Genomic DNA, 15,634 nt, shown 5'->3' on the forward strand with positions numbered 1-15,634 from the left:
TTATTTAACCAAACCGCGATCAAAAAGTGATAGTGTAATTTGCGAAAGAGGAGGCGTTAAAGGAAGAATATAGGTGAAACTAATTTCATCGACTAACTGTTTGTTCTGGAGGTCTTCATTCTCCTACCGGTCAATAGATAACCGGAAGGTTTTAAACTGCTGTTTGTCATGAAACTTCAAAGCTCATTCTTTCATACGTTATCTTTTAATTATCTGCCCTCCAATCAAATATTCTTATCAGCGGTTACACCATTATATTCACAATAAACATCATTACCCGCTTTACCATTTGTCACCACATGATAGTTGCCATCAGATCTTGCAATGCTTCGGCTCAGGATTACGCTTGCGACGATTTAGCACTTTCCAGATATTCCCGTACATAACACAAATAAGCGGCGTAACCACTACTCAGAGGGATTATATAATCATATTTATACCGCTATATAACTTTTAAATAAGAACAATTATTCATCAAGCGCATTAATATCAGCATATTCCTTTACACAGGAATAAAACCTTTTATTTAATAAACAAAGAGAGTCAATGATGAGTAAAATTACAGGCGTTTTAGTTGACAACCATATCTATGATATTAAAAATGATATGACGAATGGTTACCATTTCCCTAACTGCTTGTTTCCAGGTGCCACCTTTAAGATGGTCATTGATAATGACCCGGTTAATAATGGCAAGGTAAAATGGAGCTGTAGCACTGATGCAGACAATAATGTTCTGGCGATCAGTCAGGATGGCACAGTAACTTTTCCTGACGTTGACGAAAAGTGCATCGGGAATATTTTTGCCATTTTCGCTACTGATAAATCAACGAACAAATCTGCCGGTATTTATATTTTTACCGTGAAGCGTTTTTTCAAATACAGCATTGAAGCTTATGATTCAGTTAAAGATATTTTACCGTGGGTTAAAAAAATGAACGGAGAATTTCCCGAAGCGCAGGATATCGATAGTTACGATTATAATGATCATGATTCAGGGCATATTATTAAGCGAGAAGTTAACGCAGGACTTTACCAGGAATGGGGCGATGTAGCTAATAGTGGATGGAAAACAAATAGTGAATGTGCGGGCATTTGTAGAATTTACGCTTTTAATAAAGAAGATAATATTTATTATTGGCTTAAAAATGATGGGGTCAGACAGGAATTGAGCGTGGGTTTCACCGCTCAGGCAGTTGCATCCTACGGTGAATCCATCGCCTGATTGTGTTTTTGTCCACTATCATTTGTATTATTGTAGCGTAAACATTCACTGAAATTATAAAATTTAACTTACGTAAAACCACCTGTTCAGCGGGTGGTTCTCATATTTATCCACGATGTGGATGAAGTTTAAAAAACAAACAGACTTAAGAGTTTCTTGTTATATTGCTATAAACCATTTAATCACAAAATGCCGACAGTATTTCTTGCCTACAACTTTGTTATTGCTATTCAGAACACAAATATGGTAATCCCCTGCTCCACTTGCCAAAAAACATTTACCCGCAGTATAAAAAAGCAGCCCGTATAAACATACGAGCTGACGTATTTCATTAAACTCGAACGAAACTATTTTTAATGTGGTGCGCTTCGTGACAATAAGTTAATTACCAACACTCCGGCACAAATCAACATCATGCCTATAATGGCTGGAAGATCCAGCCGTTGGCCGAAAAATCCCCAGGACAGTAAACTAATCAGGACGATACCGACTCCTGACCAGATAGCATAAGCAATCCCTGTAGGAATATAAGCCAGCGTCTGAGCTAATAACCAGAATGATGTACAGTAACAAATAATTGTACCAACAGAGGGCCATAACCGTGTAAAACCCTCTGAAAACTTCATTAAGGTTGTACCAATAACCTCTGCAAGTATTGCACCACCAAGATAAATATAAGGGTTCATAGCATATTCATTCCTGTTAATACCGGAGAGAATTGTACTACAGTTCGAACTTAACTCACTGGTTCCCCCTGGTGCATTCATTGATGCTCTTCATCAGTGCTTCAGGGAATGGGCGGATGGGGATCCATAGAAATGGTGCGTAGATATGCTCACCTTACGTCTAATCATTTGACAGAGCACGCGAGGAAAATAGACGATATTTTTGGTAATGATGCCCCAAATACGTCCACTCTGAAATTATGAAGGAGGTAAAGAAGGTGTAACTGGTTGAATTGTAATGGCGCGCCCTGCAGGATTCGAACCTGCGGCCCACGACTTAGAAGGTCGTTGCTCTATCCAACTGAGCTAAGGGCGCATTGATACCACGATGTGCTGTAATCGCGTGAATTATACGGTCAACCCTTGCTGAGTCAATGGCTTTTGAACTGGTTGCTGAACAAGTGTACGGTCGTGTCTGATTTATCTCACTACGACGGCAAACCAACGGCGGTTATCATTATCGGCGTTAATCTGCCTGGTACAGAAGGTTTTACTTTTCAGAAAACGAAAACTGACAGCGCGCTACGCTTCTGACAAAATAGACGCATCCCCTTCGACCTACGTAACAGATGGAATCCTCTCTCTGATGGCAGCAAAGATTATTGACGGTAAAACGATTGCGCAGCAGGTGCGCTCTGAAGTTGCTCAAAAAGTTCAGGCACGCGTTGCGGCCGGACTGCGGGCGCCAGGACTGGCCGTTGTGCTGGTCGGCAGCAACCCTGCATCGCAAATTTATGTCGCAAGCAAACGCAAAGCTTGCGAAGAAGTCGGGTTCGTCTCCCGCTCCTATGACCTTCCTGAAACCACCAGCGAAGCAGAACTGCTTGAGCTTATCGATGCGCTGAATGCCGACAATACCATCGATGGTATTCTGGTGCAGTTGCCGCTTCCGGCGGGAATTGACTACGTCAAAGTACTGGAACGTATTCACCCGGACAAAGACGTAGACGGTTTCCATCCTTATAACGTTGGTCGTCTGTGCCAGCGTGCGCCGCGCCTGCGTCCTTGCACCCCGCGCGGTATCGTCACGCTGCTTGAGCGTTACAACATTGATACCTTTGGCCTTAATGCTGTGGTGATTGGTGCATCGAATATCGTCGGTCGCCCGATGAGCATGGAACTGCTACTGGCAGGTTGCACCACCACCGTGACTCACCGCTTCACCAAAAATCTGCGTCATCATGTGGAAAACGCCGATTTGTTGATCGTCGCCGTCGGCAAGCCAGGCTTTATTCCCGGTGACTGGATCAAAGAAGGCGCAATTGTGATTGATGTCGGTATCAACCGTCTGGAAAATGGCAAAGTTGTGGGCGACGTCGTGTTTGAAGAAGCGGCTAAGCGCGCCTCATACATTACGCCTGTTCCCGGCGGCGTTGGCCCAATGACGGTTGCCACGCTGATTGAAAACACGCTACAGGCGTGCGTTGAATATCATGATCCACAGGGTGAGTAACATGGCGACATTTTCTTTAGGTAAACATCCGCACGTTGAGCTGTGCGACTTGCTGAAACTGGAAGGCTGGAGCGAAAGCGGCGCGCAGGCGAAAATCGCGATTGCTGAAGGCCAGGTGAAAGTCGACGGCGCAGTTGAAACGCGCAAACGTTGCAAAATCGTCGCCGGTCAGACAGTGAGTTTTGCAGGTCACAGCGTACAGGTTGTTGCCTGACCCCATTCCGGCCTGCCTGTATGCAGGCCGATTCTCTTTTCAGACCTTTGCCCTCTTCGTTGCTTTCATTCATGCTGTTAGCATCAACATTTTGCCGAAGCAATCATCATGCCAACCGTTATTACCCACGCCGCCGTCCCCCTTTGTATTGGTTTAGGGTTGGGGTCGAAAATCATCCCGCCGCGTCTGTTATTTGCCGGAATCGTCCTGGCGATGCTGCCAGACGCCGACGTATTGTCGTCTAAATTTGGCGTTGCCTACGGCAATGTTTTTGGCCATCGCGGTTTTACTCATTCGCTGGTATTTGCGTTTGTTGTCCCGCTGTTATGCGTGCTTATTGGGCATCGATGGTTCAGGACGGGGCTGATTCGCTGCTGGCTATTTTTAACCGTATCGCTGCTATCACACAGCTTGCTGGATTCGGTAACCACTGGCGGCAAAGGTGTTGGCTGGTTGTGGCCGTGGTCAGAGGAACGATTTTTCGCCCCCTGGCAGGTGATTAAAGTCGCGCCGTTTGCGTTATCACGTTACACCACGCCATATGGGCATCAGGTGATTATTTCAGAGCTAATGTGGGTATGGCTACCAGGAATAATAGTGATGGGAATATTGTGGTGGAGCAGGCGTAAATTGCGCTGAGCGTATCCTCTCCCTTGCGGGAGAGGATAAGAGTGAGGGTGTTACTTACGACGCCAGGTGGTTCCTTGCGGACCATCTTCCAGCACGATCCCCATCTCGTTAAGACGATCACGCGCCGCATCCGCTGCCGCCCAGTCTTTGGCTTTACGAGCATCCAGACGCTGTTGAATTAACGCTTCAATCTCAGCCACTTCGCTGTCGTCTGCCTGTGCGCCGCTTTGCAGGAACGCCTCCGGTTCTTGCTCCAGCAGACCCAGCACGGCAGAGAGTTTACGCAGGTGAGACGCCATTGCGTTCGCCGCTGCCATATCTTCTGCTTTCAGACGGTTCACTTCACGCGCCATATCAAACAACACGGAATAGGCTTCCGGCGTGTTGAAGTCGTCATTCATCGCCTCGATAAAGCGCGCTTCAAACGCTTCGCCACCCGCAGGAGCAACGGTTTTGTCTGTGCCACGCAGCGCAGTGTAGAGACGTTCCAGCGCCGCACGCGCCTGTTTCAGGTTCTCTTCACTGTAGTTCAACTGGCTGCGATAGTGACCCGACATCAGGAAGTAACGCACGGTTTCGGCGTCGTAGTATTTCAGCACATCGCGCACGGTGAAGAAGTTACCCAGCGATTTGGACATCTTCTCGCGGTCAACCATCACCATGCCGGAGTGCATCCAGTAGTTGACGTATTGACCATCGTGCGCACAGGTGGACTGGGCAATTTCGTTCTCGTGGTGCGGGAACATCAGGTCAGAACCGCCGCCGTGGATATCAAAGTGATTACCCAACTGTTTGCAGTTCATTGCCGAACATTCAATGTGCCAGCCAGGACGACCCGCGCCCCACGGAGAAGGCCAGCTCGGTTCGCCCTCTTTCGACATCTTCCACAGCACGAAGTCCATCGGGTTGCGTTTGTCATCGACCACGTCAACGCGCGCGCCTGCCTGCAACTGGTCGAGATCCTGACGCGAGAGCACGCCGTAAGTTGGATCGGTCGGTACGTCGAACATCACGTCGCCGTTGTCCGCCACATAGGCGTGACCTTTAGCAATCAGTTGTTCAGTGAGTTCAATAATTTCTGCGATATGGTGCGTTGCACGCGGCTCCATGTCCGGGCGCAGGATATTCAAAGCATCGAAATCTTTGTGCATTTCAGCGATCATGCGATCCACCAGTGCCACAAAGCTTTCGCCGTTTTCATTGGCGCGTTTGATGATTTTGTCGTCGATATCGGTAATGTTGCGCACATACTTCAGCTTATAGCCGAGGAAACGCAGGTAACGCGCAACCACGTCAAAGGCGACAAAAGTACGCCCATGACCAATATGACAGAGATCGTAAACGGTGATTCCACACACGTACATGCCGACTTCCCCGGCGTGAATAGGCTTAAATTCCTCTTTTTGGCGTGTCAGAGTATTGAAGATTTTTAGCATCGAAGATTCCGTTTAGACATGTGTGGGTAATTGAGTTGCGTATAATACCCATATTTCCCGCGCGAATCAGCATACATTGCGAGATGATCCGATCGTGCGGTTATGCTATAACACCACCCTATATATGACCCGAACCGGGTTGAAGCACCAATCAAACGGAACAGGATGCAAAAATGGTTACTTTCCACACCAATCACGGCGATATTGTCATCAAAACTTTTGACGATAAAGCACCTGAAACAGTTAAAAACTTCCTGGACTACTGCCGCGAAGGTTTTTACAACAACACCATTTTCCACCGTGTTATCAACGGCTTTATGATTCAGGGCGGCGGTTTTGAACCGGGCATGAAGCAAAAAGCCACCAAAGAGCCAATCAAAAACGAAGCCAACAACGGTCTGAAAAACACCCGTGGTACGCTGGCAATGGCTCGTACTCAGGCTCCGCACTCTGCAACTGCCCAGTTCTTCATCAACGTGGTTGATAACGACTTCCTGAACTTCTCCGGCGAGAGCCTGCAAGGTTGGGGTTACTGCGTATTTGCCGAAGTGGTTGAAGGCATGGACGTAGTCGACAAAATCAAAGGTGTCGCAACCGGTCGTAGCGGTATGCACCAGGACGTGCCAAAAGAAGACGTTATCATTGAAAGCGTGACCGTTAGCGAGTAATCGTGGCGACACTCTTTATTGCAGATCTTCATCTCTGCGTGGAAGAACCGGCGATCACCGCCGGTTTTCTGCGTTTTTTAGCGGGAGAAGCCCGCAAGGCCGACGCGCTGTATATTCTTGGCGATCTGTTTGAAGCATGGATTGGCGACGATGATCCCAGCCCGTTTCATCGCCAGATGGCGGCGGCGATCAAAGCGGTATCCGACTCCGGCGTTCCCTGTTATTTCATTCATGGCAACCGTGATTTTCTGCTCGGCAAACGCTTTGCCCGTGAAAGCGGCATGACGTTATTGCCAGAAGAAAAAGTGCTCGAACTTTATGGCCGTCGGGTGCTGATTATGCATGGCGACACGCTGTGCACCGATGACGTCGGTTATCAGGCTTTTCGCGCCAAAGTCCACAAGCCCTGGTTGCAAACGCTATTCCTCGCCCTGCCGCTGTTTTTACGTAAACGTATTGCTGCGCGAATGCGCGCAAACAGTAAAGAAGCCAACAGCAGTAAATCGCTGGCGATCATGGACGTTAACCAAAACGCGGTGGTCAGTGCGATGGAAAAGCATCAGGTGCAATGGCTGATCCACGGGCATACGCATCGCCCGGCGGTGCATGAACTCATCGCCAATGCGCAACCTGCTTTCCGCGTCGTGCTGGGAGCCTGGCATACCGAAGGTTCGATGGTGAAAGTCACGGCAGATGACGTTGAGCTAATCCATTTTCCTTTCTGACCGCGAATGAACAGATTCTGAAAAAGCGCCAGACTACCGCAACCTGTATATCTTTTTCTGAGTCAGCAAGGTAATAAGTCCCTGAGTGAAATAACAACAGGGAATATTATTATGCGACGCTGCAACGGATTTTTGATTTCTGGCATCGCCCTTACGGCAGGAGCGCCTCTGTGTATTAGCTGGTTTGGCCTTGTCGGCTTCTATTTTGGCGTATTGTCACTGGTAGTTGCAGCGGTCATTTCGTGGATAGTCTATTTCTGGCTCATTTACTTAGTACTCACCCGCCCCCATAACCAACGTTTTGTCGAAAGATTTGTATTGATTGTCGGTATTTGCTTTTTTCCGTGGAGCATTGTGCTGATATGGGCATTCTTTGCCAGTTCATCCAGAGCGCATAATCAACACGCAGATCAGATTAAAAACTCAACAAATGACGGTTAATCCCGCCTACGCAACCGTTTTCCTTGCTCTCTTTCCGTGCTATTCTCTGTGCCCTCTAAAGCCGAGAGTTGTGCACCACAGGAGTTTTAAGACGCATGTCTTCCCGCAATAATCCGGCGCGTGTCGCCATCGTGATGGGGTCCAAAAGCGACTGGGCTACCATGCAGTTCGCCGCCGAAATCTTCGAAATCCTGAATGTCCCGCACCACGTAGAAGTGGTATCTGCTCACCGCACCCCTGATAAACTGTTCAGCTTCGCTGAAAGCGCCGAAGAGAACGGTTATCAGGTGATTATTGCGGGCGCTGGCGGCGCAGCGCACCTGCCAGGCATGATTGCCGCAAAAACGCTGGTGCCGGTGCTGGGCGTACCAGTACAGAGCGCCGCACTGAGCGGTGTCGATAGCCTCTACTCCATCGTGCAAATGCCGCGCGGCATTCCGGTGGGTACGCTGGCGATTGGTAAAGCGGGCGCGGCAAACGCGGCGTTACTGGCAGCACAAATTCTTGCTACTCATGATAAAGAACTGCACCAGCGTCTGAATGACTGGCGCAAAGCCCAGACCGACGAAGTACTGGAAAACCCGGACCCGCGAGGTGCGGCATGAAACAGGTTTGCGTCCTCGGTAACGGGCAGTTAGGCCGTATGTTGCGCCAGGCAGGCGAACCGTTAGGCATTGCTGTCTGGCCGGTCGGGCTGGACGCTGAACCGGCGGCGGTGCCTTTTCAACAAAGCGTGATTACCGCTGAGATCGAACGCTGGCCAGAAACCGCATTAACTCGCGAGCTGGCGCGCCATCCGGCCTTTGTGAACCGCGATGTATTCCCGATTATTGCCGATCGCCTGACTCAGAAGCAGCTTTTCGACAAACTTCACCTACCGACCGCGCCGTGGCAGTTACTTGCCGATCGCAGCGAGTGGCCTGCGGTGTTTGATCGTTTAGGTGAGCTGGCGATTGTTAAGCGTCGTATTGGTGGCTATGACGGTCGCGGTCAATGGTGTTTACGCGCCGATGAAACCGAACAGTTACCGGCTGAATGCTACGGCGAATGTATTGTCGAGCAGGGCATTAACTTCTCTGGCGAAGTGTCACTGGTTGGCGCGCGCGGCTTTGATGGCAGCACAGTGTTTTATCCGCTGACGCACAACCTGCATCAGGACGGTATTTTACGCACCAGCGTGGCTTTCCCGCAGGCCAATGCACCGCAGCAGGCGCAGGCCGAAGAAATGCTGTCAGCGATTATGCAGGAACTGGGTTATGTCGGTGTGATGGCGATGGAGTGTTTTGTCACCCCGCAAGGTCTGTTGATCAACGAACTGGCTCCGCGTGTGCATAACAGCGGTCACTGGACGCAAAACGGTGCCAGCATCAGCCAGTTTGAGCTGCACCTGCGGGCGATTACCGATCTGCCGTTACCGCAACCGGTGGTTAATAGCCCGTCGGTGATGATCAACCTGATTGGTAGCGATGTGAACTATGACTGGCTGAAACTGCCGCTGGTGCATCTGCACTGGTACGACAAAGAAGTACGCCCAGGTCGTAAAGTGGGGCATCTGAATTTGACCGACAGCGACACATCGCGTCTGACCGCGACGCTGGAAGCATTAATCCCACTGCTGCCGCCGGAGTATGCCAGCGGCGTGATTTGGGCGCAGAGTAAGTTCAGTTAACCTGGTGCTCATATTCTTGCCGGATGCGGCGTGAACGCCTTATCCGGCCTACCGATCCGGCACCAATTGTAGGCCTGATAAGATGCGCCGGCATCGCATCAGGTATCGTGCGCCAATTGCCGGATGCGGCGGGAACGCCTTATCCGGCCTACCGATCCGGCACCAATTGTAGGCCTGATAAGATGCGCCGGCATCGCATCAGGCATCGTGCGCCAATTGCCGGATGCGGCGGGAACGCCTTATCCGGCCTACCGATCCGGCACCAATTGTAGGCCTGATAAGATGCGCCGGCATCGCAGCAGGTATCGTGCGCCAATTGCCGGATGCGGCGGGAACGCCTTATCCGGCCTACCGATCCGGCACCAATTGTAGGCCTGATAAGATGCGTCAAGCATCGCATCAGGCACAAATGCCTACGACGACAACGAAATACAGGTTCCCGCCTCGCCCGCCAGCGTCTCTTCAATTCGCGATAACGCACCAATCCACGCGGGTTTACCACGGCTTCTGACATAACCACTCACCGCCGTCACCTTCGGCCCCATCGAACCATCGGCTTTGGCAAATGGCGCTAACTCATCCGGTGTGGCATGGCGAATGGCGCGTTGCTGTGGCGTTCCCCAGTTTTCATATACCGCATCAGCATCGGTGAGGATCACCAGCCCATCGGCATTAATCTGCCTGGCGAGCAACGCAGCGGCGAGATCTTTATCAATCACCGCTTCACTCCCAGCTCCGTCATCCGTCACCGGAACACCGCCGCCGCCACTACAAATCACCACATGCCCCTCTTTGAGCAACAACTCAATGGCTTCGCTGTCGAGAATTTTACGCGGTTGTGGAGATGCCACCACCCGGCGCAAGTATTTACCGTCGCGTTTCATCTGCCAGCCATATGCCGTTTCCAGCGACTCTTGCTCTTCCGGCTGATAAACCGGACCGATAAACTTCTCTGGCTGCGAAAATGCCGGATCATCAGGTGAAACTTCAATGCGCGTCAGCACCGTCGTCACCGGTGGCATCTGCGGCTGTGCGCTCAAACTCTGCGCCAGCATATAGCCAATCATCCCCTGGCTTTCCGCCACCAGCACATCCAGCGGATACGGTTCCACCTCTTTCCACGCCAGATTCTGTAACGCCAGCAGCCCCACCTGCGGCCCGTTGCCGTGAACAATCGCCAGCCGATAAGAACGCGCCAGACGTGCCAGCGCGGGTACAGCACTGGCAATATTGCGATATTGATTTTCTGCCGTCAGCGCCTCACCGCGCTGGAGTAAGGCGTTGCCCCCAAGAGCTACAACCAGTGTTTTCATGGTGTTCCTTGTAATAATTGTTGACCAAGCCAGAACCCCAGCAGCGTATCTGCCCCTGACGTATGCCCCAGCGCCAACAGCGAATCAATCGCTGCTTCGATACGTTTCGGGCAACTCAGAGCATGAACAAAGTGCAAGAGTGGCGAGGCGAAATAGCCTTGGGCGGCGTAACGCAAATAACTAACGCTCACCGCCGTGGTAACGTGTTGAAGATTGTCGGAACAGGCAAAAAACGGGCGACCGGAGCGCGCATCTAAAGCGCCATAATACCAGGCCGCCAGCAGCATTCCGCTCAGCATGTCATCATGACTTGGCGTTAATCCCGGACCTTTGCCCAGCCAGTGCCGCCAGTCGGTCTTAACGCCATTGAGTGCGGTCTGAAAACAGTGACGAAACTGGCGCAATTCAGCGGGTAGCGGATCGCTTAGCGCCAACACCAGTGGCCCAAAAAGCCCGGTTTCCTCCGCGCGTTGCATCCATGCAGCGGCAAGCGGTTGAGGATGCGCAGGCGGCGTAATACGTAGCAAACAATAACGCTGTGGCTGTTTAACCGTAAAACGCCCGAGGCAAATCCCTTGAGCCACAACTTGCGGTCGTTCATTGCCACGTAATCCACCGCATAACGCATCGAATTGCGCGCGGCGAAGCACCCATCCTCCGGGGCCGAAACCACTTCCCTGACGATGCAGCGTTAACAGTTCGCCGCTTTCCGTCAGCAGATTAATCGCCCGCCGCCAGACGCCCGCTAACCGCCAGGACTGGCGATAGTCTGGTGCGCTACGACTGGCAAGCAGAGGATGGATGATCGTCATCGCGCGTTCCTCAACCAATACCCATACTTTCAGCCAGGGCTTCCAGCGCCTGTTCAAAGCAGGCCAGCGGTGCCCGTACAGTGCCTGCCCCAATCTGCCCGATCCCCGCTTCTTTATGGGCGATACCAGTATTGATGAGCGGCGTAATGCCGGTTTCCACAACGCGACGAATATCCAGCCCCAGACATGCGCCCTGGAAATCCCAGCCGGGGATCGGCAACTGCATATTGCGTTCAAGGAAGATTTCCGCCATCTCTTCAGATACCGTTCTTGCAGCCTCCACGCCACCCGCACCGACAAAGCGCGTTACGCCTGGGGCGGCGATCATTGCCGCTCCACCGATACCAAAGGTTTCGGTAATCGCGCTATCGCCCATATCCGGATTCGCCTGCTCCTGCGAGAAGCCGGAGAAAAACAGACCTTGTGGAGTGTTAACTGGCGCAGTAAACCAGCGATCGCCCAGACCGCTTACCCGAATCCCAAACATATTGCCGTTGCGGGTCATTGCCGTAACGATGCTGCCCGCGCGGATCATCGCACCTGCATCCATCGCCGCCTTGCAATAGGCCATCGCGAGATTGAGGAAGAACTGATCGGTCACGCTAAGGAAGTCCATCACCTCCGCGATTTGCTGTTTATCGTGATCGAGACGGGCGATTTGCGGTGCCAGCGCACGCATCAACTGTGCTGAGGAAGCAATGTTGCGTTGATGGAACTCATCGCCCATCGTAATGCCCTGCGCCATCATCGCGGTGAGATCGATACCATGCTCCATGCGCCCCAGCGCGGCGCTTAATACTGGCATCAACACATCGCGCATCCAGCGATGGCGAGTCAGAACATCTTCGCCATAGGCACCGAAACGCATCACTTTGCCGATACCTTCGTTGAGGTTGCAATACGCCCGGTTACCGTCGGTCACATTCTCAACCACCAGCATCGGCATACTGGCAGAGGTAATACCGCCCATTGGCCCGACAGCATTCACATGGTGGCAAGGAATGAAGTTCACTTCCCCCTGCTCCAGCATCGCCAAAGCCTGCGCTTCATCTTTTGCCCAGCCTTCAAACAGACATGCGCCCACGCACGCTCCTTTCATTGGCCCGGTCATCTCCTGCCAGCGCATCGGTGGCCCGGCGTGAAGCAGTGTTTTACCCTGATTTAACGCGCTAATGAGTGAAGAAGCCGGTTGCACATCCAGCCAGTGTGGACGAGCGCGACGAATTTGTTCGATAACCGCAGTATTGGCTTGCGCCACTGATGTAAACATGGGAACCCCTTATTGCAAACGTTCTAATAAACGAGCCAGTTTTTTATTGCCGCCAGCGACTGGCACCCATTGGTAATGCACTACCGGTTTGCTGGCACTTTGAAGATCCAGCGCAAAACTGCGTAACCCGGCGTTAATCACAGCGACGTTTTTCAGTAATGATGGAGTGTATTTATGCGTGGCTGGCGAAAGCGGATGAATCAGCGCCGCCGCCAGCAACGCGGCTTCAGGCAGTGAACTGACCACCGCGATCCCCGCATCTTCCAGTGTGGCAATTTGTTGCGAACGGCATTGCGGGTCACGTTCAGTACCCGTCACCGTGGCAATGGCATACAGAGGTTGACTATCTGGACGGGCGTCACAGGCTTGTTGCCATGCGCTTACCAGCGATGCGGCAGGATCGGCAGTCGCACCAAAACCAATCACCACATCGAGTAGCAATACACGCACTTGTGGTTTAGCACCGAGATCGGCAATCAACAGATTACGTAACGTCGGGTCGATCATCGGATGGGGACGCCCGACGGTGTAGAAATCATCGCCCAGATCGAGGATCTGGTGACCATCAGCGTCCAGCATCATGCCGTGATGATGGGCATCGTCGGCTGGCACGCCCAGATGTCCGGCGAGTAATCCCGCCGCTTCGGCTGCCAGCGTACCGCCGGTATACAAGCCGCAAATAAATCCACTGCTGGCCGGAGCTATCGCGTTACGTCGCGCTGTAACGCGTGAAAGCAGGCAAGCCAGACGCGCGGCATCATCCAGCGAGGAGGCAAACCACACATTCTCGTCACGAGTCGCCGTCGGGGTATAACCTAAAAACAGCGCCACCGTCGGTTTGCCGGTTACTTTCATGGCATTAACAATTTTCAGGCGCACGGCTTCGGCTGGCGGTTTTGAGACAAACGCCAGCACTTCGCTTTTCTCGTCTGCACTGAGCATTTCCAGCGCCGTCAGCGCACTGATGCCGCCCACTTCACGGCTGAGATCGCGCCCGCCCAGACCAATTGCGTGGGAGATCCCCTCCCCTGCCAGCGCAATCTGCGAGCACAATTCCTGGATCCCTGTACCAGAAGCGCCAATGACACCAATATTGCCTTCCGGCATCACATTAGCGAAAGCCAGCGGCGTAGAGGCAATCATCGACGTACCGCAATCCGGTCCCATCACCAGCAAGCCTTTTTCCCGCGCATGAGTTTTGAGTTGGATTTCGTCTTCCAGCGTGACGTTATCGGAGAACATCATCACGTTGAGGTTGCGATCCAGCGCCTGATTAGCCAGTTCCGCCGCGTACTCACCCGCCACTGAAATCAGCGCCAGATTAGCGTCGGGTAATTTCTGACAGGCGCTATCCCAGCGGCGCACCTGCGTTAACGCCTGGCTGCTGACCGTCCCCTGCGCCAGTTGCTTTAACGCCTCTTCAAGCTGCTGCATAATCGCCTGCGCGATCCCCGCATCCGCCGCTTCGCTACGAATTGCCACGCAAATATCGTTCGGCGTAGCGTTATTAAAATCGTCATGCCAGAAACCTGTAGTCTCTAATAACGCTTTATTAGCGGGCGTACCCATCATTACGGAAACATCATCAACATTTTCTGATTCGCTGAGTTTTCGTGAAATAATCATTAAACTGACCGAATCCTGAAAACACCCTTTTTTAATAAAGGCGTGGATCATAACAACTCCTTAAAAATTGCACCCATGGCAATTGCACGAGCAGTATTAATGTGTCAATTACGGTATCGTCGGTCGATGGTAAATAAGGTGATAAACATCACACAGAGATTATTAGTAAAATAAATCAAATAACCGCCAGAGCATTACGTGTTATTTTTTAACAAGCGACGTAATTTTAAAAATCAGATTAAAAACAGGCGGATTATCAAATAAATTCTAACTATATTTTTTTGCCTGTCTGGATCACATAATCCAGATATTTTCCCTGTATGTTAATTGCAGTCATGCTTCACACCGTCGTTAAAAAGGAAGACAGATGAAAATCAGTCGGGAAACACTCCACCAGCTAATTGAGAATAAACTCTGCCTGGCTGGGTTAAAACGTGAGCACGCTGCAACCGTTGCTGAAGTATTGGTTTACGCCGATGCCAGAGGGATCCACTCTCATGGCGCGGTACGCGTGGAATACTACGCAGAACGCATTTCAAAAGGCGGCACTAACCGCGAACCGGCATTCCGTCTTGAGGAGACAGGGCCGTGCTCGGCAATTTTACATGCCGACAATGCCGCCGGGCAGGTTGCCGCAAAAATGGCTATGGAACATGCCATCAAAACCGCCCAACAAAATGGCGTTGCCGTGGTCGGCATTAGCCGGATGGGGCACAGCGGTGCAATCTCTTATTTTGTGCAGCAGGCAGCTCACGCCGGATTAATTGGCATTTCGATGTGTCAGTCCGATCCCATGGTGGTGCCATTTGGCGGGGCGGAAATTTACTACGGTACTAACCCGCTGGCCTTTGCCGCGCCGGGAGAAAGTGACGAGATCCTTACCTTTGATATGGCGACTACCGTACAAGCATGGGGGAAAGTACTCGACGCGCGCTCGCGCAATATGTCTATTCCGGAGACCTGGGCGGTCGATAAAAACGGAGCACCAACAGCCGATCCATTCTCGGTTAACGCCCTGCTGCCCGCTGCCGGACCGAAAGGTTATGGCCTGATGATGATGATTGATCTGCTTTCAGGCGTGTTACTCGGTTTACCGTTCGGGCGTCAGGTCAGTTCAATGTATGACGATTTACACGCCGGACGTAATTTGGGGCAATTACATCTGGTAATTAATCCTGACTTTTTCTCCTCCAGCGAATTATTCCGACAACATCTTAGCCAGACCATGTGCGAATTAAATGCCATTACCCCCGCGCCCGGTTTTAGCCAGGTTTATTATCCCGGACAGGATCAAGATATTAAACAACGCAAAGCCGCCGTCGAAGGTATCGAGATTGTTGATGATATTTACCAGTATTTAATTTCCGACGCGCTTTATAACACGTCATATGAAACGAAAAATCCCTTTGCACAATAATAATTGAGACA

The 15,634-nt window shown here is 51.5% G+C and carries 17 protein-coding genes, 1 tRNA gene and 1 pseudogene; 12 read left to right on the top strand and 7 right to left on the bottom strand.

What is annotated here, in order from left to right:
- The first annotated feature begins 546 nt into the window (after positions 1 to 546).
- A complete protein-coding gene (locus C7B16_RS03390) occupies positions 547 to 1,224 on the top strand; it encodes a hypothetical protein (protein WP_016248441.1) in 678 nt (225 codons plus the stop codon).
- 353 nt (positions 1,225 to 1,577) lie between these two features.
- Here C7B16_RS03390 and emrE read toward each other — a convergent pair whose 3' ends face one another.
- Positions 1,578 to 1,910 (bottom strand): multidrug efflux SMR transporter EmrE, encoded by a 333-nt coding sequence (gene emrE / locus C7B16_RS03395; RefSeq protein ID WP_001070455.1) that lies wholly within the window; start codon positions 1,908 to 1,910, stop codon positions 1,578 to 1,580.
- A 93-nt stretch (positions 1,911 to 2,003) separates the two neighbouring features.
- Here emrE and C7B16_RS03400 point away from each other — a divergent pair.
- Positions 2,004 to 2,173: pseudogene (locus tag C7B16_RS03400) on the top strand (integrase); the annotation flags it as partial.
- 15 nt (positions 2,174 to 2,188) lie between these two features.
- Here C7B16_RS03400 and C7B16_RS03405 read toward each other — a convergent pair.
- Positions 2,189 to 2,265 (bottom strand) — tRNA-Arg (locus C7B16_RS03405).
- A 95-nt stretch (positions 2,266 to 2,360) separates the two neighbouring features.
- Here C7B16_RS03405 and C7B16_RS25190 point away from each other — a divergent pair.
- The 4 genes from C7B16_RS25190 (at position 2,361) to C7B16_RS03425 (ending at position 4,255) form a co-directional block, all read left to right on the top strand.
- Positions 2,361 to 2,483, top strand: coding sequence for a hypothetical protein (locus C7B16_RS25190; protein WP_256734171.1), 123 nt, complete (start codon positions 2,361 to 2,363; stop codon positions 2,481 to 2,483).
- A gap of 52 nt (positions 2,484 to 2,535) precedes the next feature.
- Entirely contained in the window at positions 2,536 to 3,402 is an 867-nt protein-coding gene (gene folD / locus C7B16_RS03415) for a bifunctional methylenetetrahydrofolate dehydrogenase/methenyltetrahydrofolate cyclohydrolase FolD (RefSeq protein ID WP_000729173.1), read from the top strand.
- Position 3,403: 1 nt separating this feature from the next.
- Entirely contained in the window at positions 3,404 to 3,616 is a 213-nt protein-coding gene (ybcJ, locus tag C7B16_RS03420) for a ribosome-associated protein YbcJ (protein ID WP_000190288.1), read from the top strand.
- Positions 3,617 to 3,724: 108 nt separating this feature from the next.
- On the top strand, positions 3,725 to 4,255 hold the full coding sequence (locus C7B16_RS03425; RefSeq protein ID WP_107179361.1) for a metal-dependent hydrolase: 531 nt from the start codon (positions 3,725 to 3,727) through the stop codon (positions 4,253 to 4,255).
- Between the two features lie 41 nt (positions 4,256 to 4,296).
- Here the strand turns inward: C7B16_RS03425 and cysS are convergent, their stop codons facing one another.
- On the bottom strand, positions 4,297 to 5,682 hold the full coding sequence (cysS, locus tag C7B16_RS03430) for a cysteine--tRNA ligase (RefSeq protein WP_000912352.1): 1,386 nt from the start codon (positions 5,680 to 5,682) through the stop codon (positions 4,297 to 4,299).
- A 173-nt stretch (positions 5,683 to 5,855) separates the two neighbouring features.
- On the opposite strand from cysS, the gene ppiB reads away from it, so the two are divergent.
- From ppiB to purK, 5 genes are all read left to right on the top strand, one after another.
- A complete protein-coding gene (gene ppiB, locus C7B16_RS03435) occupies positions 5,856 to 6,350 on the top strand; it encodes a peptidylprolyl isomerase B (protein ID WP_000256002.1) in 495 nt (164 codons plus the stop codon).
- Positions 6,351 to 6,352: 2 nt separating this feature from the next.
- Positions 6,353 to 7,075 carry a UDP-2,3-diacylglucosamine diphosphatase gene (gene lpxH / locus C7B16_RS03440; RefSeq protein ID WP_000212261.1) on the top strand — a complete coding sequence of 241 codons (723 nt, stop codon included), beginning with the start codon at positions 6,353 to 6,355 and terminating at the stop codon, positions 7,073 to 7,075.
- 111 nt (positions 7,076 to 7,186) lie between these two features.
- On the top strand, positions 7,187 to 7,516 hold the full coding sequence (locus C7B16_RS03445) for a hypothetical protein (RefSeq protein WP_001250482.1): 330 nt from the start codon (positions 7,187 to 7,189) through the stop codon (positions 7,514 to 7,516).
- Between the two features lie 95 nt (positions 7,517 to 7,611).
- Positions 7,612 to 8,121, top strand: a complete 510-nt coding sequence (gene purE, locus C7B16_RS03455; protein WP_001295318.1) for a 5-(carboxyamino)imidazole ribonucleotide mutase — start codon at positions 7,612 to 7,614, stop codon at positions 8,119 to 8,121.
- Positions 8,118 to 9,185, top strand: a complete 1,068-nt coding sequence (gene purK / locus C7B16_RS03460) for a 5-(carboxyamino)imidazole ribonucleotide synthase (protein ID WP_107179362.1) — start codon at positions 8,118 to 8,120, stop codon at positions 9,183 to 9,185. Before purE ends, purK begins: the two co-directional genes overlap by 4 nt.
- A 413-nt stretch (positions 9,186 to 9,598) precedes the next feature.
- Here the strand turns inward: purK and C7B16_RS03475 are convergent, their stop codons facing one another.
- From C7B16_RS03475 to C7B16_RS03490, 4 genes are read right to left on the bottom strand one after another with little or no spacing between them, the layout of a single operon-like run.
- Positions 9,599 to 10,498, bottom strand: coding sequence for a carbamate kinase (locus C7B16_RS03475; RefSeq protein WP_000855393.1), 900 nt, complete (start codon positions 10,496 to 10,498; stop codon positions 9,599 to 9,601).
- Positions 10,495 to 11,310, bottom strand: a complete 816-nt coding sequence (locus C7B16_RS03480; protein ID WP_107179365.1) for a DUF2877 domain-containing protein — start codon at positions 11,308 to 11,310, stop codon at positions 10,495 to 10,497. Before C7B16_RS03480 ends, C7B16_RS03475 begins: the two co-directional genes overlap by 4 nt.
- Positions 11,311 to 11,320: 10 nt before the next feature.
- Positions 11,321 to 12,580, bottom strand: a complete 1,260-nt coding sequence (locus C7B16_RS03485; protein WP_107179366.1) for a DUF1116 domain-containing protein — start codon at positions 12,578 to 12,580, stop codon at positions 11,321 to 11,323.
- 9 nt (positions 12,581 to 12,589) lie between these two features.
- Positions 12,590 to 14,257 carry an acyl-CoA synthetase FdrA gene (locus tag C7B16_RS03490; RefSeq protein WP_107179367.1) on the bottom strand — a complete coding sequence of 556 codons (1,668 nt, stop codon included), beginning with the start codon at positions 14,255 to 14,257 and terminating at the stop codon, positions 12,590 to 12,592.
- A gap of 316 nt (positions 14,258 to 14,573) precedes the next feature.
- On the opposite strand from C7B16_RS03490, the gene allD reads away from it, so the two are divergent.
- A complete protein-coding gene (gene allD / locus C7B16_RS03495) occupies positions 14,574 to 15,623 on the top strand; it encodes an ureidoglycolate dehydrogenase (RefSeq protein WP_001515927.1) in 1,050 nt (349 codons plus the stop codon).
- Positions 15,624 to 15,634 lie beyond the last annotated feature (11 nt).

It is taken from the genome of Escherichia sp. 20412-1 (assembly GCF_003027595.1).
GTDB classification, from domain to species: domain Bacteria; phylum Pseudomonadota; class Gammaproteobacteria; order Enterobacterales; family Enterobacteriaceae; genus Escherichia; species Escherichia marmotae.

Excerpts from the sequence above, each read along its gene's own strand:
- purE (WP_001295318.1), top strand. The coding sequence starts at position 7,612 with ATGTCTTCCCGCAATAATCCGGCGCGTGTCGCCATCGTGATGGGGTCC.
- allD (WP_001515927.1), top strand. The coding sequence starts at position 14,574 with ATGAAAATCAGTCGGGAAACACTCCACCAGCTAATTGAGAATAAACTC.
- C7B16_RS03475 (WP_000855393.1), bottom strand. The coding sequence starts at position 10,498 with ATGAAAACACTGGTTGTAGCTCTTGGGGGCAACGCCTTACTCCAGCGC.
- C7B16_RS03485 (WP_107179366.1), bottom strand. The coding sequence starts at position 12,580 with ATGTTTACATCAGTGGCGCAAGCCAATACTGCGGTTATCGAACAAATT.
- folD (WP_000729173.1), top strand. The coding sequence starts at position 2,536 with ATGGCAGCAAAGATTATTGACGGTAAAACGATTGCGCAGCAGGTGCGC.
- C7B16_RS03425 (WP_107179361.1), top strand. The coding sequence starts at position 3,725 with ATGCCAACCGTTATTACCCACGCCGCCGTCCCCCTTTGTATTGGTTTA.
- C7B16_RS03445 (WP_001250482.1), top strand. The coding sequence starts at position 7,187 with ATGCGACGCTGCAACGGATTTTTGATTTCTGGCATCGCCCTTACGGCA.
- purK (WP_107179362.1), top strand. The coding sequence starts at position 8,118 with ATGAAACAGGTTTGCGTCCTCGGTAACGGGCAGTTAGGCCGTATGTTG.
- ybcJ (WP_000190288.1), top strand. The coding sequence starts at position 3,404 with ATGGCGACATTTTCTTTAGGTAAACATCCGCACGTTGAGCTGTGCGAC.
- C7B16_RS03490 (WP_107179367.1), bottom strand. The coding sequence starts at position 14,257 with ATGATCCACGCCTTTATTAAAAAAGGGTGTTTTCAGGATTCGGTCAGT.
- C7B16_RS03390 (WP_016248441.1), top strand. The coding sequence starts at position 547 with ATGATGAGTAAAATTACAGGCGTTTTAGTTGACAACCATATCTATGAT.
- cysS (WP_000912352.1), bottom strand. The coding sequence starts at position 5,682 with ATGCTAAAAATCTTCAATACTCTGACACGCCAAAAAGAGGAATTTAAG.
- emrE (WP_001070455.1), bottom strand. The coding sequence starts at position 1,910 with ATGAACCCTTATATTTATCTTGGTGGTGCAATACTTGCAGAGGTTATT.
- ppiB (WP_000256002.1), top strand. The coding sequence starts at position 5,856 with ATGGTTACTTTCCACACCAATCACGGCGATATTGTCATCAAAACTTTT.
- C7B16_RS03480 (WP_107179365.1), bottom strand. The coding sequence starts at position 11,310 with ATGACGATCATCCATCCTCTGCTTGCCAGTCGTAGCGCACCAGACTAT.